The organism is Macrococcoides caseolyticum (assembly GCF_002902665.1).
GTDB lineage: Bacteria > Bacillota > Bacilli > Staphylococcales > Staphylococcaceae > Macrococcoides > Macrococcoides caseolyticum.
The window spans coordinates 95504-116194 of record NZ_PPRM01000008.1 but is presented as its reverse complement, the minus strand read 5'-3'; the positions used below and the strand labels follow the sequence as shown (position 1 = coordinate 116194).

The window sequence follows — 20691 nt, the reverse complement described above, 5'->3', positions numbered from 1 at the left end:
TTTTATATATATTCACAGCTAAGAGAATGTTATAATTTAAGTGAATATTAAGAAGAGGTGATATGTATTAAAGGTCAGATTATAAAAGCATTGAGTGGTTTCTATTATGTGAAAAGTGAGGCAAAAATATATCAATGCCGTGCGAGAGGTAATTTTAGAAAACGCGGTATTTCTCCATTAGTAGGTGATTTTGTAGAATTTCAAGTTGAAAATGAGACGGACGGCTATATCTTGTCTATTGATGAAAGGAACAACAGTATGGTACGTCCACCTGTAGCGAACATTGATCGCGTAATCGTAGTTCTAAGTGCAAAAGAACCTGAATTCAGCTTGAATTTGCTGGACAAGTTTCTTGTTAAAGTCGAATCTTATGGCATTGAACCTGTAATTCTTGTGACCAAGAAAGATCTTGTTAATAAAGAAGAGGGATTATTTATTGAACGTGCACTAAACCATTATGAATCCATCGGATATGAGACTTATTTTGTGACCAATTTGAATGAACAGTCTTATGATGCACTCGTCAAAGGGATTACTGTGCTGGCAGGCCAATCCGGTGTAGGTAAGTCTTCGTTTATCAATAGCCTCATTCCTGATGCTAATTTAAATACCGGTGTAATTAGTAATGCTTTAAATCGTGGTAAACATACGACAAGGCATGTCGAACTGATACCACTACAAAATGGCTATATTGCAGATACGCCAGGGTTTAGTTCTCTTGAACTTGATAACATCGATAAATATGAACTTAAAAATATGTTTCCGGAGTTTGTCAAGCTTTCGCCTCAATGTAAGTTCAGAGAATGTCTGCATCTTAATGAGCCGAAATGCGCCATAAAGACGGCGCTAGCAACCGGTGAAGTACTGCAATCAAGATATGATCATTATTTACAGATGATGTCTGAAATTGAGAATAGAAAGGTGAGATATTAATGAAAGTAGCCCCAAGCTTATTATCCTGTAATTTTCTTGAATTGAAAGAGGAAGTAGCTGCCCTCCATGCAGCAGGTGCAGATTATCTTCATTTTGATGTGATGGATGGCCAGTTTGTTCCGAATATTTCCTTTGCCTTCCCAGTATTACAGCAGATTAGAAGTATAACAGATCTGACGATCGATACACACTTGATGATACAAGATCCAGAACGGTATATTCAAGCGTTTGCTGATGCAGGTAGTGATATTATAACAGTGCATGTAGAATCTACGAAACATATTCATAGAGCACTGCAGATGATTCGGAATGCTGGCAAGAAAGCAGGAATTACACTTAATCCAGGAACACCGGTCGCATCGATTATCCCGGTACTTGACATGGTTGATCTTGTTCTCGTTATGACAGTGAATCCAGGTTTCGGTGGTCAGTCATTTATCAAGAGTGGCGTTGATAAAATTCGGTTCTTAAATGAATATCGAAATGAGCATGGCCTTTCATATGAAATAGAGGTCGATGGTGGTGTCAATGAGGATACAGCTCTTTTATGTAAAGCAGCCGGTGCTGATGTACTTGTAGCAGGCTCTTATTTCTTTAAGCATGAAGATTATGAAATACCAGTAAAGCTATTGAAAGGAGATAGAGAATGAATCTTCATATATTATGTACGCAGCTGGAAGTAGATGAATCGATTTTTGAGAGGTATGGAAGTGACGACTGGATTGGTGTAGATTATGGTGCATTGATGCTGATTGATCGTAACATTCGACCAATCGCAGCATTTGGAGATTTCGACTCTATTGATGAGACAGAGAAATTACGTATAGAGTCTGTTATCGATATCGACCTTCTTCCTGCTGAAAAGAATGAAACAGACCTTGAAGTTGCAATGCAATATGCGAAAGACTTAGAGTACAACAAAGTATTTATTCATGGTGCGACGGGTGGAAGACTTGATCATTTTCTTGGAAACCTGCAGACACTATTACATCCAGAAATATTATTGTCGGCAAGCGAATTTCATATCGTTAATGCGTATAACACGATTCAGGTACTTACTGCAGGCACACATATCATTGAACATGAACCTGGTAAAAAGTATATATCCTTTATTCCGGTGAATGACGGTGTAACCTTGACGCTTGAGGGATTTAAATATGATGTTGATCGCCTGGAAGTGAGTCTTGGAATTACAAGAACGGTTTCGAATGAATTTGTTGAGCGTCGTGCGCAAGTTACGGTAGAACAAGGGATGGTTTATTGTATACAAAGTACAGAGCAATAAAAAAAAGACCTTTCACACAAAGGTCTTTTTTGTATCTATATATTCAATTAAACGCGAGTCACTTTACCTGATTTTAATGCACGAGCTGAAACCCATACACGTTTAGGCTTACCATCTACTAAGATGCGGACTTTTTGTAAGTTAGCTCCGAAGCGACGTTTGCTGTGGTTCATTGCGTGAGAACGATTGTTACCAGTTACGGCTTTACGACCTGTAACATGACATACTTTAGCCATTGTTTTTGCCTCCTTTAATAGAATATAGAGATACACTTATCTTTTACATACCATAATAATTTAACATAATTCAATGTGTAATGCAATAAATTTTTGTTTATCGGTTATAGCAATAGAGTAAAAATTACAGTAGTTACTTAAAATAATATTATATATAATATTATTTTATCTTTAAACAATAGATTTCTTGTAATTATGAATATTTATTGATTATAATAATATGACGAGTGTATAAACAAGGGAGGCAATGAAATGACATTAGAAATAACAAATGAATTTGGTTCAATCGATATCTCTAGCGATGTTATCGCAACGATTGCAGGTGGTGCGGCAGTTGAATGTTATGGTATCATCGGTATGGCAAGTAAGCATCAGGTAAGAGATGGTATCGCGGATATTTTAGGTCGTGACAACTATTCTAAGGGTGTTATTGTAACAAATAACAACGGTACATTAGATGTTGATATGTATATTATTGTTGCATATGGCACGAAAATTTCTGAAATTGCAAGCAATGTACAATCGACAGTTAAATACACTTTAGAACAAACTTTAAACTTAACGGTTAATTCAGTAAACATATACATTCAAGGTGTACGTGTCATCAAACTGGATGATGAAGAATAGGGAGGATTTCATAATGAAAACAATTGACGGCAAGCTATTTGCTGAAATGATCATCACAGGAGCAAATAACTTATCTCAAAATGCAGACTATGTAGATTCACTGAATGTCTTTCCGGTACCAGATGGTGATACTGGAACGAATATGAATCTTTCGATGAGTTCAGGTGCGAAAGAGACTGAGGAGAATATTGAAGCACATATTGGAAATGTGGGAATTGCATTCTCAAAAGGTTTATTGATGGGAGCGCGTGGGAATTCGGGTGTTATTCTATCACAGCTATTCAGAGGGTTTTCTAAGTATATCGAAACGGAGAGTACGATAGATTCCCAAAAATTTGCTAAAGCATTTCAAGCTGGGGTTAAAACAGCTTATAAGGCAGTAATGAAACCAGTTGAAGGTACTATTCTTACAGTCGCTCGTGAAGCTGGAGAAGCTGCTATGAAGGCTAGTGAGTCAACGGACGACTGTATCGTAATTATGGAAGCGCTTGTTAAAGCTGGGAACGAATCATTAAAGCGCACGCCAGACCTGCTTCCGGTATTAAAAGAAGTTGGTGTAGTAGATAGCGGTGGTCAAGGGTTAATGTATGTCTATGAAGGATTCCTTACTGTTTTAAAGGGTGAGACGATTGCGGCGCCTGTTAAACGAGATCTTAATGACGATTTCATCAATGATGATCATGATTTCGGTGATGTGGTTAAAACTGAAAATATCGTGCCGGGATTCTGTACTGAATTTATGGTTCGATTTAAAGATGGAATGAAACCGTTTAATGAAGATGATTTCAGAGAAGATATGTCTAAGTTTGGTGATTCGCTCCTTGTGATTTCTGATGAAGAAATCGTTAAAACGCATGTTCACTCAGAAACGCCTGGGGAAGCATTAACATATGGTAGTCAATATGGAGAAATTATCAAGATTAAGATAGAGAATATGCGTGAACAGCATCGTGAAGTGTTGCGTAAGCGTGGTATTAAGGAAGCTAAAAATGAGATTGAGAAAGTAGAAAAAGCGTTGATTACTATTTCTATGGGTGAGGGGATTACGGATTTATTCAGGTCTATTGGTGCAACGCATGTTATTAGCGGTGGACAGACGATGAATCCATCTACTGAAGATATTGTAAAGATTATTGAAGCAAGTGGATGTAAAGAAGCGGTCGTTCTACCGAATAATAAGAATATAATTATGGCTGCAGAACAAGCAGCTCAAGTTGTGGATATTCCTGTAGCAGTAGTTCCGTCTAAGACAATACCACAAGGATTAGGTGCGATGCTTGCATACAATCCGGAAGCATCTAGTGAGGACAATAAGGCATCAATGACAGAAGCGATGCAGCATGTGAAGTCAGGTTCCGTTACATATGCCGTCAGAGATACGACTATTGATGGTGTTAACATTGAGAAAGATGCATTTATGGGTATTAATGAAAGTAAGATTACGGTATCGGATAAAGATCAGAACAAAGTATGTATTGAATTGTTGAAATCAATGATTGATGAAGATGCAGAAATTGTTACGATCATTAAAGGAATCGATGCTGCAGATGAAAATGTTGCTGCCATTGAAAATTTCTTGAGAGAAAATTACGAAGATATTGAAATTGAAATACAAGATGGAAAACAGCCTATATATAGCTTTATGTTTTCTGTAGAATAAGTTAATCTATATGTATTAGAACTACACTTTAAAGTGTGGTTCTTTTTAATGGATAAGGGGGAGCTTTATGAAATATAGAAGTGTATTTGATATTATCGGCCCGGTGATGGTAGGTCCATCATCTTCACATACAGCAGGTGCAGTCAGAATCGGTTTAGTTGCCAGAGATTTATTTGGAAGGATGCCGGATGCTGTTGATATCTATTTATATGGTTCATTTATGGAAACATATAAAGGTCATGGAACAGATGTGGCATTAGTTGCAGGTTTGTTAGGTTTTGATACTGATGACAGTCGTATTCCAAAAAGCCTTGAACTTGCCGAAGAAGCAGGATTACAGGTAAATTTTATTGAGATGACAGAAGAAAAAAGTCACCCTAATACTGTTGTTCTCAACATGAGAAGTCATGATCAGCAGCTCTCTATCGAAGGCATTTCAATTGGAGGGGGCAAGATTGAAATAGTTGCATTAAATGGTTTTCCAATCGCAATTTCGGGGAATTATCCTGCGTTACTCGTATTTCATAAAGATACGTTCGGCACGATTGCGAAAGTTACAAGTATTCTTAGCGACCACAAAATTAATGTCGGTCAGATGCAGGTCTCGCGTAAGGAGAAAGGTGACCTTGCTTTGATGACATGTGAATTAGATGATGAGATAACAGATGATGTACTAGAACAGATTAGGCGTTGTGAGGGCATTCAGACTGTAACGTTGATGACAGAATCGTAGAGGGGAGAAGTTATGTTTAAAAGCGTAGAAGAACTGATAAATATTTGTGAGACAGAAAATAAAAGCATAGCAGACGTGATGATTGCACAAGAGATGTCTGTAAGTAAGCTTGATTATGAAACAGTAATGTCGAATATGGAACGAAATTTAATCGTAATGGAACAAGCTGTAGCGCGTGGTCTGGACGGCGTTACAAGTCCTACAGGTTTAACAGGAATGGATGCAGTGAAGTTACGTGATTATATCGCAAAGGGCAAAACGTTAAGTGGTGCGACTTTGCTGGATGCAGTTTCGAAAGCGGTTGCAACAAATGAAGTGAACGCTGCTATGGGATTAATTTGTGCAACACCGACTGCCGGCAGCGCTGGGGTAGTGCCAGGAACATTATTTGCTATGCAAGCACGACTGAATCCATCGCGCGAACAGATGATTAAGTTCTTGTTTACAACTGGAGCATTTGGATTTGTTGTGGCTAATAATGCCTCGATCTCCGGTGCTGCAGGTGGTTGTCAGGCAGAAGTAGGCAGTGCAGCAGCTATGGCAGCAGCAGCGATCGTAGAGATGGCTGGTGGATCGCCACAGATGAGTGCACATGCATTCAGTATTTGCCTTAAAAATATGCTAGGTCTTGTATGTGATCCAGTGGCAGGACTTGTAGAAGTGCCGTGTGTGAAAAGAAATGCAGCTGGTGCATCCAACGCTATTGTATCAGCAGATATGGCGCTTGCAGGTGTGGAGAGCAGAATTCCGACAGATGAAGTAATTGAAGCCATGTATAAGATAGGTTTAACGATGCCAAGTGCACTGCGTGAGACAGGGCGTGGAGGTCTTGCAGGCACTAAGACTGGCCAGGAAATGAAGGAAAGAATCTTTGGAAAATCAGCATCTTCTAATAACAGATAGTACATTGAAGGAGTTAAAAGGTGTCGGTCCGAAATCTTTAGAGAGTCTCAATTCACTCAACATACATTCTATTGAAGATCTCATATTATATCTGCCTTATAAATATGAAGATGAAACCGTCATTAATTTACATGAAGCCGAAGATGGTGGAAAAATAACGGTGCAGGGTGAAATTTACTCTGCACCTGTTTTGGCTCATTTTGGTCGCGGAAAATCTAAAGTATCATTCCATATGATGGTTGACAATGTCGCGGTGAAAATAGAATTCTTTAATCAGATGTACGTGAAACGGATTGCAGAAATAGGCAAGACGGTTAAAGTAACCGGTAAATGGAACAGGTCGAAGCAGGTGATTCAAGGCAGTAAAATATCAGAAGATGAACATTCAGGTGTGCAGCTTGTCCCGCAATATAGTCTGAAAGGTTTGATTAAGCGGGCGCAGTTTAGAAAGATGATTGACAGCGCGTTTCAGACCGTGAAAATTCAGTCCTTTTTGCCGGAACATTTAAAAGTGAGATATAAACTTTGGGATCTGGATCAATCACTATATGAGATACATATTCCTTCAAGCCATAAACATCTGCAGCAGGCACGTAGAAGTTTTGCGTTTTGTGAATTGTTACTCTTTCAACTTAAGATGCGGATGCTTAATCAGCTTGAACAAAGCGGAGCGCCACATAGCAAGGTCGATTATGATATCACGAAGGTTAAGGCGTTTATTGATACCCTGCCATTCGAATTGACAGAAGCACAGAAACAAGTGGTCAATGAAATATTTCGGGATATGAAGCATGAATTTCGCATGAATAGGCTGCTTCAAGGTGACGTAGGATCAGGGAAGACGATCGTTGCTGCAATTTGCATGTATGCATTAATGACTGCAGGTAGACAAAGTGCATTGATGGTGCCTACTGAGATACTGGCTGAACAGCATGCAGAAAGTTTATCTGAAATCTATGGTGAATCACTAAACATAGCACTCCTTACAAGTTCCATCAAAGGTAAAAAGCGGAGATTAATTTTAGAAGCGTTAGAACGTGGCGATATCGATATCATTGTAGGTACGCATGCGCTTATCAGTGAACCTGTTCAATTTAATGATCTCGGTCTAGTCATTACTGATGAGCAGCATAGGTTTGGAGTAAATCAGCGTAAATTATTACGTGAAAAAGGTAATGATGCAAATGTACTCTTTATGACAGCGACACCGATACCACGTACATTAGCAATCTCTGTATTTGGTGAACTTGACGTTTCAACGATTAAACAGATGCCAAAAGGACGTAAACCCATTATTACAGAATGGGCGAAACATGAGGAAATTGAAATTGTGCATGACAAGACTGCACGTGAAATACGAGCAGGGCGACAGGTCTACGTAATATGTCCGCTGATTGAAGCTTCAGAACATCTGGATGTAAAAAACGCGACTGAAATCTATGAAGCTTATCAAAGGCTATTTGGCACTGATAAAGTAGGATTACTTCATGGTAAGATGAAGACAGAAGAAAAAGATGAAGTGATGAATAAATTCCAAAATCATGACTTTGATGTTATAGTGTCTACAACAGTGGTTGAAGTCGGTGTGAATGTTCCGAACGCAACGATGATTGTCATCTATGATGCAGAACGTTTTGGTTTATCTACCTTGCATCAGTTAAGAGGTCGCGTCGGTCGAAGTTCTTATCAAAGTTATTGTATATTGGTGGGCAATCCAGAAAGCGAAACAGGAATTGAAAGGTTGCAGATTATGACGCAGACAACAGATGGCTTTGTACTCAGTGAAAAGGATCTGGAAATGAGAGGGCCAGGTGACTTCTTCGGCATTAAGCAAAGTGGTCTACCGGACTTTAAGGTAGCAAATATTGTTGAGGATTATCGCATGCTGGAAGTCGCGCGTGACGAAGCAAGCGAGCTAATACTAAGTGGTGCAATCGAACAACCTGAATTACGCGCATTAAAGATGCGTCTAGATGCAGACCTCGCAGTACATCAACTTGACTAAGAGGAGATTGAAATGAGAGTTATCGTAAGATTGATCGGAGTTCTATGTATCATAGCAGCGATTACGATGTTTTTCTGGCAGGATATTCGTGCGTATTTCACGCATTCAGTCAACGAAAAGATAATACAGTCGTATGAGAAGCATGATGATAAAGTAAATGTTAATGGTTTTGAAAAATGGATCACTAAAACTGAACCTGAAAAATTAAAGCTTAAAGACAATATGATCGGCTACTTAAAAGTGCCGGCTGCGGACATAAACGAGCCGCTATATAAAGGACCGGCAACCCAGGAAGCGATGAAAAATGGTGTCGTACTCGTAGATAAAGATGAAAAGATAACGGAACAGAATGTTGCGATTGCGGGTCATCGTGTAGAAGGTGCAGGGATTCGTTTCAACTATCTGGACCGTGCAAAAGTTGGTGATACCGTTGAATTATTATCGAGAAGCGGCAAAAATGTTTATAAGATTACAAAGATCTATGATGTGCAACCGACTGAAGTCGGTGTACTAGATGAAAAGCCTGGAAATCCACAGGAACTTACCTTGATAACGTGTAACGATTATAACCCAGATACTTTAATGTTTGAGAAGCGAATGATCGTTAAAGCGCAGATAATTGAAAGAAATGGTCAGAAAGTAGCGGTTCAAAAGTTAAGATAGATACGCTTATAAAACTAAATCTTTTTTGAAGCTCAGAGGAATAAGGCATATAAATGTCTTTTCCTTTTTTTGTTGCAGTGTGTTTATATTTTTGTTATATTTACTAGTATTAAGACCAACTACTAATAAGGGAAATGAATGTATGAAAAAGTTGTCAAAGCACTTAAGACAGGAACAGTTACAACAATTATTGGAAAATGATCCATTCATAACGGATGAAACATTAAGTCATGAATTTAATGTAAGCATACAGACCATTCAGCTTGACCGTCTGGAACTTAACATACCTGAATTAAGAGAGCGTATTAAGAATGTTGCGGTTAAATCACATGACGAAATCAGAACATTATCTATGGATGACATCATAGGAGAAGTTATCGATATTGAACTTGATCATATGGCATTATCTATTTTGGATATTAAGAAGGAGCATGTTTTCAGTCGAAATAACATTGCGAGAGGACATTATTTATTTGCACAGGCAAATTCATTATGTGTCGCTCTAATCAATGATGAATTTGCACTGACTGTTTCAAGCAGCATACATTTCCAGAAGCCTGTGATGCTTGGTGACCGAGTTGTAACAAAGGCAGTGCTTATTGAGAAGAAGGACAAAAGAGCAAAGATCGAAGTTTTCAGTACAGTCAATCAAAGTCAAGTATTCTATGGCGAGTTTGAGATGTATCACAATAATAAAGGAGCTTAAATATGATTAAGATAGCAGTAGATATGCACGGCGGAGACAATGCACCGGACATCGTTCTAGATGGAATTGAAATGTTCCTTAAGGAATTTAATGATGTAGAGATTCATCTGTATGGTGATGAAAAAGAGAACCGAATTAATCATCCGAGACTAACGATGCATCATACAACGGATGTCATCACGATGGATGATGAACCTGTGCGTGCGATTCGACGAAAGAAGGATGCTTCCATGGTGCGTGCAGCAGAAAGCGTCAAACTAAAAGAAACTGATGCTGTTGTTTCTGCTGGTAATACGGGTGCATTGATGGCTGCGGGATTATTTGTTATCGGAAGGATAAAAGGAATCGAACGTCCTGCACTAGCGCTGACATTACCAACAATTAATGATGAAGGATTTATGTTGCTGGACATGGGTGCAAATGCTGATGCGAAGCCAGAACACCTCGTCCAATATGCTAAGATGGCATCAATTTATGCGCACAAAAATCGTGGTATCAGTAACCCATCTGTAGGGCTCGCAAATATCGGTACAGAAGATAAGAAAGGCAATCAACTCGCACGTGATACATTTAATCTACTAAAAGAAGAGACATCAATCAACTTTATCGGTAATGTTGAATCTAAAGCACTATTAAACTATGCAGCAGATATCGTGGTTACTGATGGGTTTACTGGGAATATGATTCTAAAGACCTTAGAAGGTACAGCGAACAATATCTTTAAGATGTTGAAATCAACTTTGTTAGCTTCTACGAAAACAAAGATTGCAGCAGGGCTCATAAAAAAAGATTTGATGCAACTTAAAAATAAGATGGATTACTCAGAATATGGAGGTGCCATATTATTTGGAGTTGATGGAATCGTTATTAAAGCACACGGTTCAAGCGATAAGAAAGCATTCTTCAATGCGCTTAAACAAGCACGACAATCAGCAAGAGAAGATGTTATATCATTGTTAAAACAAGAGGTGACACATGAGTAAGCGAGCGCTACTATTTCCGGGACAAGGATCACAGTTCGTTGGTATGACCGACGATTTTAACGAGCGAGGGCAAAAGACGCTTGAACAATTGAATCATCTGTTTGATGTCGACCTCGTGCATATTATGCAACATGATGAAGCGGTTAATGATACGAAGTATACACAGCCGGCAATTGTAATGCATAGCGTAGTATTGTTAGAGCAAATTCAACAGCCATTCGATTATTGTCTGGGTCATAGTCTGGGAGAATACAGTGCACTAGTCGCATCAGGTGTTTTAACAAAAGAGGATGCTGTTCAAATTGTCTACAAACGTGGTCAGTTAATGAGTGAAGCATATCCGCAAGGTGTGGGGAAGATGGCGGCAGTTATTGGAACAGATCGATTGGTTATAGAAAAAGCTTGCGAAGCTGTTAGCAGTGAAGACCATATATTAAACGTTGCGAATATTAATGGTCCAGGACAGATTGTCGTGTCTGGTCATGCACAGTGTATAGAAGCGCTCATCGACAGAAAACATGAACTCGGCCTAAAGAAAATCATTCCGCTCAATGTCAGTGGTCCATTTCATTCAGAGCTTATGAAAGTCATCGAAGAAGAATTCAGGGCGTATCTTGAGCAGTTTGATTTTCAAGAAGCACAAATTCCTGTTGTGCAAAATGTAAATGCATTACCTGAAATTGATGCGAAGCGCATCAAGGAGAACTTAGTAAGACAATTATATTCTCCGGTGGAATTTACAGATTCCATACGTTATCTGATTGACCAAGGAGTCACTGAGTTTGTTGAAATCGGGCCTAAAAAGGTGCTTACTGCACTCGTAAAGAAAATAGAACGTAATATTCCTGTTAGAAATATTACTACTACAAATGAAATAAGTGAGGTTTAATATGAAGACGGCTTTAGTTACGGGAAGTTCCAGAGGTATCGGCAGAAGTATTGCTTTAGCTCTGGCAGACGAAGGATTTAATATTATCGTCAATTATTCAGGGAATGAACAAAAAGCAAAGCAAGTTGTACAAGCAATTATTGATAAGGGTCAAAAAGCTGTTGCGATTAAAGCAGATGTCAGTAATCATGAAGAAGTTAAATCGATGATAGATCAGTCCATTGCTACTTTTGGATCATTAGATTGTATCGTCAACAATGCAGGAATCACTAGAGATAATTTAGCGATGCGTATGAAGAGAGAAGAATTTGTAGATGTCATCGATACGAATTTAACTGGCGTATTCAATGTCATCCAGGCTGCCTCAAGACAACTACTACGCCAACGTGCAGGAACTGTCATCAATGTCAGCAGTATCGTCGCAAGTATCGGAAATGCTGGACAAGTCAATTATGTCGCAGCTAAAGCAGGTGTAGAAGGAATGACGAAAACCTTTGCTCGGGAATTTGCTAGCCGTGGTATACGTGTTAACGCGGTAGCCCCGGGATTTATTAAAAGTGATATGACTGATGTGCTGGATGAGACGCTTGTCCAAACGATGAAAAGTCAGATACCGTTAGGTGAGATGGGACGACCTGAAGATGTTGCGTACATGGTAGCATTTCTGGCGAGTGATAAAGCACACTATATTACAGGGCAGACATTTCATGTTAACGGTGGTATGTATATGCAATGATCACTATAATTATTTTAAGGAGGTGAAATTATGGAAAACTTCGACAAAGTAAAAGATATTATCGTAGATCGTCTTGGTGTAGATGCAGATAAAGTAACTGCAGAAGCTTCATTCAAAGATGATTTAGGTGCGGATTCTTTAGATATCGCTGAACTAGTTATGGAATTAGAAGATCAGTTTGGAACTGAGATTCCTGATGAAGATGCTGAAAAAATCAACACGGTTGGTGATGCAGTGAAATATATCGAATCATTAGAAAAATAATATAAGGCTATAAATACATAATCCGAACACACCATTTGCCGCTGTGTTCGGATTTAAATTATTAATGCTGATTATTTAAAAGTTTATTAAGCAATCACTTTTTTTTACAGCGTATATAACGTAGAATAAAAGGATAGACAAGGAGGACGAAATGAATAAAAGACAGCTAATAATCGACAAATTTAAAGTAAAGTTAAACAAGGTGCTCACACACCTGGATATTATACCAAATGATATTGAACTGTATGTACAGGCATTCTCACACTCGAGTTTCATTAATGATTTCAAGCTTGATAAAAATAAGGACAATGAACGCCTGGAATTCCTAGGAGACGCGGTGTTAGAATTGATGGTTTCACAATATTTATACCAGCAGCATAGGGATCTGCCAGAAGGTAGGCTGACAAAGTTACGCGCTGCAATTGTATGTGAACCTTCACTTGTGACATTTGCGAGGATGTTAAAGTTTGACCAGTTGATTTTGCTAGGCAAAGGCGAGGAAAAGACAGGTGGCAGAACACGTCCATCTTTAATTGCAGATGTATTTGAGGCCTTCGTCGGGGCGTTATATCTTGACCAAGGACATGATGTAACAAAAAGATTCTTTAACAGCTATATTTTTCCTGCGATAACTGAAGATCTGCTGCATGGCCTTATTGACTATAAGACTTGTTTACAGGAATATATTCATAAAACTAAAAACTTACAAGTTACCTATCGCCTCGTTAAAGAGGAAGGACCGGCACATTTCAAAGCGTTTACGTCTGAAGTTTATGTTGAAGATAAAGTGATCGGTACAGGTACCGGAAGAACGAAGAAAGAATCAGAACAACAGGCAGCCCAAACTGCTTTATTGCTTCTGACAGCAGGAGAGTCATAATGATTTATTTACAGTCGGTAGAAGCAACGGGGTTCAAGTCGTTTGCAGATAAGACAACAGTGCTGTTTGATGAAGGTGTTACAGCGATTGTTGGGCCAAACGGTTCAGGGAAAAGTAATATTACAGATGCTATCAAGTGGGTGCTTGGCGAACAATCAGCAAAATCTCTGCGTGGTGCAAAGATGGAAGATATCATCTTCTCTGGTGCGCAGGATAGGAATGCAACTAACTTTGCACAAGTAACTCTTACGATCAATAATATTGAGCGCAGCCTTGCTGTTGATTCTGATAAGGTACTGATTACTCGTAAACTCTTTCGCTCTGGTGAAAGTGAATATTTCTTGAATCACCAGAAAGTAAGACTTAAGGATATCACGGAGTTATTTCTAGATAGTGGTCTTGGTCGTGATGCTTTCAGTATTATTTCTCAGGGGAAAGTCGATCAGGTACTGAATGCTAAGCCGAGCGAACGTCGCCAACTGATTGAAGAAGCGGCTGGTGTATTGAAGTATAAGAAACGTAAGGTGGAAACTGAACAGAAGCTTGAAGATACGATGAATAACCTCAGTCGTGTGCATGATATTATTTTTGATCTAAAGGATCGCGTGGAGCCCCTTAAAATTGAAGCGAGTATTGCTGAAGAATATATCGCATTATCTGAAGAGATGAAGGATGCAGATATTCAAGTGACGGTACATGATATCAAAGAGAGCAATGCAGAATATGAGCGTCTGCAGCAGGAGATTCAAAGTTTTGACGAACAGCTTAAATATAGGAAGGATAAGAGTGCACGTATTTCTAATAAGCTGGATGCACATAAATCGGAAAGAAATAAACAACAGAAGCTTCTTGAAACATATAAATCCGATTTGTTACATATTACTGAACGTATTGAACGTAATATCGGTCTGCTGAATGTGAATAAAGAGCGTCTCATTCATCAGGATGCGAACTTTGAGGAGAAACATCAGCTGCAAAAAACACTTGCCCAGACGCTGGAACATACAAAAAAAGAGTTATCAGCAACAGAAGCTAAAATACAAACTTTAAAACAGGAAAGATTATCAAAAAAACAAAAACTATCTCAGGCAGAATACGACCAATCTGCATTAGCTGATGACATCGAAGCATTGATTGAAGAGACAAGAAGTGAATACTATGAACAGTTTACGATGAAGACGAAACTTGAAAATGATATACAGCATATGAATTCAAGAATCGAACAGTTTAATTGTAAGGAAGAAGCGCAAGTTGATGAATCGACAATGACACAGTATGAAGATTTGCTCTCAGAGCAGCAGTCGTTGAACGAACAGATTAATAGTATGGAACAGATGGTTGATAACAAACGACTATCCTATACAGAGCGTCAGCAACATATCACTAAGCAAAAGCAGCTTTACTTTAGGGAAAGTGAAAACTTAAAACAAGCTGACCGTTTTATCTCTACACTAGAATCTAAAGTGCATCGATTAAAAACAATGCAAGAAGAATATCAAGGGTATTATCAAGGTGTCAGGTTACTGCTAAAAAATAAAGAGAAGCTAGATGGTATTCATCATACGGTACTTGATACCATAGCAGTAGACCCTCGCTATAACGATGCGCTGGACAGTGCTTTAGGTGGGGTCTTACAGCATATTATCGTAGAAGATGCACAAGCTGCACGTAAAGCAATAGAATTCTTGAAATCAAAACAAGCAGGACGTGCTACATTTCTACCATTAAATGTCATCAAACCTAGAAATATCACGAGTGATATCGTAACTGGACTGACCCGATTCGAAGGGTATATCGGCACGTTAAATACGCTTATTACAGCAGATAATAAATACAAAAATATTATAGATAATATTGCAGGACATATTATCATCGCAACGACACTTGCTGAAGCCAACAAGATTGCAAAGTTCGTATCATATAGACATAAAGTGGTAACACTGGATGGACAAGTTGTTAATCCAGGAGGTTCAATGACAGGTGGAAGTAGACAAAAGCCGACGCAAGCCTTGTCATCTCGAAACGAATTGCAGCAGTTGTCGCAGCAATTAAACGACTATGAATCACAAACTTTACAATTAAGAGAAAAGGTAAGTCAGTTGAATGAATCAATTTCAGAGGCTGAATTCCAGCTTGAACAGGATAAACAAAATGGTATTCAGCTGCGTGATGAATTACATCAGCTAAAGTTGACGCGTGAAGAAATTCATATAAAGCTAGAGCGCTTGCAGTCAAAGCTTGAGACTAGAACACAATATGATAAAGAGCGACAGGAAATCAATCAACTGGAGAAAGACAGAGCGCTTATCTATGACAACATTCAGACAATCGAAGCACGGCTATCGGAACTAACAGACAAGATAAAGTTATATCAGAATAATGCACAGAATAAAAAATCATTACTTGAAAATATGCAACATGAAATGCAAGGTATTCATAAATCTATAAATAAGCTAGAAGCAGATATTCATTATTATCAAAAGGTAAAAAGAGATCTGTTAGACAAAATAGAGACAATAGAAAGTGAACTTAAACATTTAAGTCAACTTGAGCATGCGATTGACCGAGAGAAGCTTCAAAAAGAAATCATTCAACTTGAAAAAAGTGTTGATGAAGACAGAGGAAAGAAAAGTTTTCTGCATCGCCAGATTGAAGATTTACAGCAGACTGTCGAGGAATATATCGAACAAGAAGCCGAACTTGAAATGCAGAGTAAAGAACTTGTGCGTCAGATAAATGGCATTGAAAATGGCATTGGTGACCTCAAAGTACAGCATTCGAGATTGGATGTAAAGCTTGAAAATTATCTCGAACATCTAAGCTTTACTTATGAAATGACCTATGAGGCTGCAGAAGACTATATATTTGAACATCGCTTGACGATCGATGATGCAAAGCAGTTAAACGAATTAAGAAGTCGTGTCAAACTTACGAAGATTGCTGTAGACGAATTAGGACCAGTGAATATGAATGCGATAGAACAATATGCAGCAGTGAAGGAGCGTTATGAATTCTTAATATCACAAGAAGCGGATCTGCTAGAAGCCAAAGATAATCTCGAAATGATTATCAGAGATATGGATCATACAGTTGCTGAGCGCTTTAAGGCAACATTTGAAGTGGTATCAAATGCTTTTGAGCACATCTTCAAACAATTGTTCGGTGGTGGGGAAGGAAGATTGATTCTGACGGAAGAAGATTATTTAACAAGCGGGATCGACATCTATGTTCAGCCACCAGGAAAGAAAAGGCAGCACTTATCGTTGTTATCGGGCGGTGAACGTGCGATGACTGCGATAGTTCTGCTCTTTGCAATCTTAAATAAGAAGAAAGCACCGTTCGTAATACTAGACGAAGTAGAAGCGGCACTTGATGAAGCAAACGTCAGTCGATTTGCGCATTATTTAACCACATTAAAGAAAGATACCCAGTTTATTGTGATCACCCACCGTAAGGGGACGATGGAACAAAGCGATCGACTTTACGGCGTTACGATGCAGAACTCAGGGATATCTAAACTAGTAAGTGTGAATCTGAAAGAAATTGACGATAAAAAATTTAAGGAGTTGACGAAATGAGTTTCTTTAAAAAATTAAAAAATAAATTTGTCGGAAATAACGAAGAAACGACGGATCCATTGGAAACCTTAGCACCAGACGATACACTAGATCCACAGCAGGAGGATCCAGCGCATGATGTACAGACAAGCGAAAGTGTAGATCACGCTGAAGTTATTGAGCAGCCGAAGAAAACGGAAAAGAAATCTGACTGGGAATTCGATTTTGATGATGATGATTTAATTTCTATTGAAGAATTTGAGGAGCTTGAAGCACAGCAAATTGGTGCGAAATTCCGTGAAGGGCTAGAGAAATCTCGTGAAAACTTCCAGAATAAGCTTAACGATTTACTTGCGATGTACCGTACTGTTGATGAAGATTTCTTCGAAGCTTTAGAAGAAATGCTGATTCAGGCAGATGTTGGATTTAATACGGTCATGGATTTAGTGGAATCTCTTCGTATGGAGGCGAAGCGTCGCAATATTACAGAGACAGCTGACTTAAGGGAAGTTATCGTAGAGAAGATTGTAGAGATCTATGAACAAGAAGACGATAAACTACAAGAAATGAACATTCAGGAAGATGGCCTTACTGTAATACTTATGGTTGGTGTTAACGGTGTCGGAAAAACGACGACAATAGGAAAACTTGCGCATCGCTACAAAGGACAAGGTAAAAAAGTGATGCTTGCTGCAGGAGATACGTTCCGTGCAGGCGCCATTGAACAGCTTCAAGTATGGGGTGACCGTGTCGGTGTTGAAGTAATTAAGCAAAGTGAGGGCTCAGATCCAGCAGCCGTTATGTACGATGCAATTGGGGCTGCGAAAAATCGTGGCGCGGATATTTTAATCTGTGACACAGCAGGGCGTCTTCAAAATAAAGCAAACTTAATGACAGAATTAGAGAAGGTTAAAAAAGTGTTATCTCGTGCTGTACCAGGTGCGCCGCATGAAGTGCTGCTTGCATTGGATGCGACAACAGGACAAAATGCGCTCGTACAGGCAAAAGCATTTAAAGAAGTGACGGATGTATCGGGAATTGTTCTGACGAAGCTGGACGGTACCGCAAAAGGTGGTATCGTGCTTGCGATTCGGAATGAACTGCACATTCCGGTTAAATTTGTCGGACTCGGTGAAAAGTTGGATGATTTACAGCCGTTCGATGCAGAAAGTTATGTATACGGATTATTTGCTGATATGATTGAAGTTTCTACTGAAGAAGAGAATAAGGCAGCAGAAGTAATGAAGGATAATTCAGACCATGAGTGATCTGCTGAAGACGATGCGCATGAACTATCTGTTTGACTTTTATCAGTCATTATTAACAGACAAACAGAGAAACTATCTTGAAAAGTATTATATGGATGATGAATCACTATCAGAGATTGCTGAAACGTTTGAGGTATCAAGACAAGCAGTTTATGATAATATTAGACGTACTGGTGATTTATTAGAAGAATATGAAAGTAAGCTTGGTCTGTACCATAAATTTGAACAGCGTCAGGCCATATACGAAGAGATGCTTCGATTAACTAAACTACAGGGTAATGCACAACGTAATCAGCAGTTAGAAGCATATATAGAACAATTACAAAGAATAGAATAGGGGGTCATTGTATGGCTTTTGAAGGATTATCAGATCGACTCCAGGCTACAATGCAGAAGATTAAAGGTAAAGGTAAAGTTACAGAAGCGGATATAAAGGTGATGATGCGTGAAGTACGCTTAGCATTACTTGAAGCCGATGTTAACTTTAAAGTGGTAAAAGAATTTGTTAAGACAGTATCCGATCGTGCAATTGGTTCAGAAGTGATGCAGTCATTAACGCCTGGGCAACAGATTATTAAAATTGTACAGGAAGAACTAACGACTTTAATGGGTTCTGAGAATACTCAGATTAATATGAGTAAGAAACCACCGACTGTTGTGATGATGGTAGGTTTACAAGGGGCAGGTAAAACGACGACTGCAGGTAAACTGGCACTTTTAATGCGCAAGAAATATAACAAGAAACCATTGCTCGTCGCATGTGATATCTACAGACCTGCTGCAATACAGCAGCTACAGACAGTAGGGAAGCAGATCGATATACCGGTATTTACTTTAGGGGATCAAGTATCACCTAAAGAAATTACAGAACGTGCACTACAACACGCAAAAGAAGAACATCTGGACTTTGTGATTATCGATACAGCAGGACGCCTGCATATTGATGAAGCATTGATGAATGAGCTTGTTGAAGTTAAAGAAATCAGTCAACCTGATGAAATTATGCTTGTCGTAGATTCTATGACAGGTCAAGATGCAGTGAATGTCGCTGAGAGTTTCGATAGTCAGCTGGATGTTACGGGTGTTACTTTAACGAAACTTGATGGAGATACTCGTGGTGGGGCAGCGCTCTCGATTCGAAGTGTCACACAAAAACCAATTAAGTTTGTCGGTATGAGTGAGAAACTTGATGGACTAGAACCTTTTCATCCAGAACGCATGGCATCTCGTATTCTAGGTATGGGTGATGTGTTAAGTTTAATCGAAAAAGCACAGTCTCAAGTAGATGAATCTAAAGCGAAAGAACTTGAACAGAAGATGAAGACCTCATCATTCACTTTTGATGATTTTCTGGAGCAGCTCGAACAGGTTAAAGCTCTAGGCCCTCTTGATGAACTGCTTAAGATGATTCCTGGTGCGAACAAGATGAAAGGTCTTAATAATGTTAATATGAACGCTAAGCAAATTGATCATGTGCAGGCAATTATTCGTTCAATGACGAAAGAAGAACGTAACAATCCGGCGATTATCAATGTATCACGTAAGAAGAGAATCGCAAAAGGTTCAGGCAGAAGTTTATCTGAAGTGAATAAACTGATTAAACAGTTTGAAGAGATGAAGAAGATGATGAAGCAGTTTACAGGAATGAAAAAAGGTAAAAAAGGGCGTAATCCGTTCCAGGGCATGAATTTACCGTTTTAATATCTACTAAGAGACAGAAAAAACTTGATTTTTTCTGTCTTTTATATTAAATTTATTTTTGTAAAGAAAAAACACTTTACAGGAAACAAGTTTCCTGTTAATATTAGTACTTGAGAAAAGATTAGAAATGGAGAGATTTATAATGGCAGTAAAAATTCGTTTAACTCGTATGGGTTCTAAAAGAAACCCATTCTACCGTATTGTAGTAGCAGATGCACGCGCACCACGTGATGGTCGTATCATCGAAGCAATTGGAACTTATAACCCAGTTGCTAAACCTGAAGCAGAAATCAAAGTTGATGAAGCTTTAGCGTTAAAATGGTTAGCAGATGGTGCAAAACCAACTGATACAGTTCGTAATATCTTATCAACGCAAGGTATTATGGAGAAATTCCATAACCAAAAAATCGCGAAGTAATCGCTATGGAAAAATTAATACAAACCATTGTTACACCGCTTGTGAGTCATCCTGAAGATATTAAGATCACGAAGGAAGAACATGCATCCAGCATTACATATCACCTATCAGTCAATCAGGACGATAAAGGTAAAGTAATCGGTAAACAAGGTCGTATTGCCAAGGCAATGCGAATAGTTACGAGTGGTGCAGAACTTGCGTCTGTTAAGAAAGTGTTTGTAGAGATTGATTAAGAGTACCTTTT

22 protein-coding genes are annotated in these 20691 nt (G+C 38.8%); 21 read left to right on the top strand and 1 reads right to left on the bottom strand.

The annotated features are described in order from the left end of the window. Nucleotides 1-57: 57 nt before the first annotated feature. The 3 genes from rsgA to CD152_RS02100 are packed head-to-tail and all read left to right on the top strand — an operon-like array spanning nt 58 to nt 2218. Complete coding sequence (gene rsgA, locus CD152_RS02110) at nt 58-933, top strand: ribosome small subunit-dependent GTPase A (RefSeq protein WP_012656712.1); 876 nt, start codon at nt 58-60, stop codon at nt 931-933. Beyond that, on the top strand, nt 933-1583 hold the full coding sequence (gene rpe / locus CD152_RS02105) for a ribulose-phosphate 3-epimerase (RefSeq protein WP_086038548.1): 651 nt from the start codon (nt 933-935) through the stop codon (nt 1581-1583). Before rsgA ends, rpe begins: the two co-directional genes overlap by 1 nt. After that, nucleotides 1580-2218, top strand: coding sequence for a thiamine diphosphokinase (locus CD152_RS02100; RefSeq protein ID WP_103214313.1), 639 nt, complete (start codon nt 1580-1582; stop codon nt 2216-2218). The genes rpe and CD152_RS02100 overlap by 4 nt, the downstream gene beginning before the upstream one ends. 47 nt (nt 2219-2265) lie before the next feature. Here CD152_RS02100 and rpmB read toward each other — a convergent pair whose 3' ends face one another. Then, on the bottom strand, nt 2266-2454 hold the full coding sequence (gene rpmB / locus CD152_RS02095) for a 50S ribosomal protein L28 (RefSeq protein ID WP_041635892.1): 189 nt from the start codon (nt 2452-2454) through the stop codon (nt 2266-2268). Between the two features lie 252 nt (nt 2455-2706). On the opposite strand from rpmB, the gene CD152_RS02090 reads away from it, so the two are divergent. The 18 genes from CD152_RS02090 (at nt 2707) to CD152_RS02005 (ending at nt 20680) form a co-directional block, all read left to right on the top strand. Beyond that, the gene (locus CD152_RS02090) at nt 2707-3081 is read left to right on the top strand and encodes an Asp23/Gls24 family envelope stress response protein (RefSeq protein WP_099483194.1); all 375 of its coding nucleotides are present in this window, start codon (nt 2707-2709) and stop codon (nt 3079-3081) included. A 10-nt stretch (nt 3082-3091) separates the two neighbouring features. After that, complete coding sequence (locus CD152_RS02085; RefSeq protein WP_232237516.1) at nt 3092-4741, top strand: DAK2 domain-containing protein; 1650 nt, start codon at nt 3092-3094, stop codon at nt 4739-4741. Nucleotides 4742-4808: 67 nt separating this feature from the next. Next, nucleotides 4809-5474, top strand: a complete 666-nt coding sequence (sdaAB, locus tag CD152_RS02080; protein ID WP_101034963.1) for an L-serine ammonia-lyase, iron-sulfur-dependent subunit beta — start codon at nt 4809-4811, stop codon at nt 5472-5474. Nucleotides 5475-5486: 12 nt separating this feature from the next. Further along, a complete protein-coding gene (gene sdaAA / locus CD152_RS02075) occupies nt 5487-6377 on the top strand; it encodes an L-serine ammonia-lyase, iron-sulfur-dependent, subunit alpha (RefSeq protein ID WP_103214311.1) in 891 nt (296 codons plus the stop codon). Continuing rightward, nucleotides 6346-8382 (top strand): ATP-dependent DNA helicase RecG, encoded by a 2037-nt coding sequence (gene recG / locus CD152_RS02070; RefSeq protein ID WP_103214310.1) that lies wholly within the window; start codon nt 6346-6348, stop codon nt 8380-8382. Before sdaAA ends, recG begins: the two co-directional genes overlap by 32 nt. 12 nt (nt 8383-8394) lie before the next feature. Further along, on the top strand, nt 8395-9045 hold the full coding sequence (locus CD152_RS02065) for a class A sortase (RefSeq protein WP_103214309.1): 651 nt from the start codon (nt 8395-8397) through the stop codon (nt 9043-9045). Between the two features lie 142 nt (nt 9046-9187). Next, nucleotides 9188-9751 (top strand): transcription factor FapR, encoded by a 564-nt coding sequence (gene fapR, locus CD152_RS02060; RefSeq protein ID WP_103214308.1) that lies wholly within the window; start codon nt 9188-9190, stop codon nt 9749-9751. Nucleotides 9752-9753: 2 nt separating this feature from the next. Next, entirely contained in the window at nt 9754-10734 is a 981-nt protein-coding gene (gene plsX / locus CD152_RS02055) for a phosphate acyltransferase PlsX (RefSeq protein WP_101034961.1), read from the top strand. Next, on the top strand, nt 10727-11623 hold the full coding sequence (gene fabD / locus CD152_RS02050) for an ACP S-malonyltransferase (RefSeq protein ID WP_103214307.1): 897 nt from the start codon (nt 10727-10729) through the stop codon (nt 11621-11623). Before plsX ends, fabD begins: the two co-directional genes overlap by 8 nt. A 1-nt stretch (nt 11624) precedes the next feature. After that, entirely contained in the window at nt 11625-12359 is a 735-nt protein-coding gene (gene fabG, locus CD152_RS02045; RefSeq protein ID WP_041635893.1) for a 3-oxoacyl-[acyl-carrier-protein] reductase, read from the top strand. Between the two features lie 30 nt (nt 12360-12389). Continuing rightward, a complete protein-coding gene (locus CD152_RS02040) occupies nt 12390-12623 on the top strand; it encodes an acyl carrier protein (protein ID WP_041635894.1) in 234 nt (77 codons plus the stop codon). Between the two features lie 151 nt (nt 12624-12774). Further along, entirely contained in the window at nt 12775-13503 is a 729-nt protein-coding gene (rnc, locus tag CD152_RS02035; protein WP_103214306.1) for a ribonuclease III, read from the top strand. Further along, nucleotides 13503-17081, top strand: coding sequence for a chromosome segregation protein SMC (gene smc, locus CD152_RS02030; RefSeq protein ID WP_103214305.1), 3579 nt, complete (start codon nt 13503-13505; stop codon nt 17079-17081). The genes rnc and smc overlap by 1 nt, the downstream gene beginning before the upstream one ends. Further along, the gene (gene ftsY / locus CD152_RS02025; protein ID WP_103214304.1) at nt 17078-18328 is read left to right on the top strand and encodes a signal recognition particle-docking protein FtsY; all 1251 of its coding nucleotides are present in this window, start codon (nt 17078-17080) and stop codon (nt 18326-18328) included. Before smc ends, ftsY begins: the two co-directional genes overlap by 4 nt. Further along, nucleotides 18321-18665, top strand: a complete 345-nt coding sequence (locus tag CD152_RS02020) for a putative DNA-binding protein (protein ID WP_012656727.1) — start codon at nt 18321-18323, stop codon at nt 18663-18665. The genes ftsY and CD152_RS02020 overlap by 8 nt, the downstream gene beginning before the upstream one ends. Before the next feature lie 11 nt (nt 18666-18676). Continuing rightward, on the top strand, nt 18677-20029 hold the full coding sequence (gene ffh, locus CD152_RS02015) for a signal recognition particle protein (RefSeq protein WP_103214303.1): 1353 nt from the start codon (nt 18677-18679) through the stop codon (nt 20027-20029). Nucleotides 20030-20171: 142 nt separating this feature from the next. Further along, a complete protein-coding gene (gene rpsP, locus CD152_RS02010) occupies nt 20172-20447 on the top strand; it encodes a 30S ribosomal protein S16 (RefSeq protein WP_041635895.1) in 276 nt (91 codons plus the stop codon). 5 nt (nt 20448-20452) lie between these two features. Continuing rightward, entirely contained in the window at nt 20453-20680 is a 228-nt protein-coding gene (locus CD152_RS02005) for a KH domain-containing protein (RefSeq protein ID WP_041635896.1), read from the top strand. Nucleotides 20681-20691 lie beyond the last annotated feature (11 nt).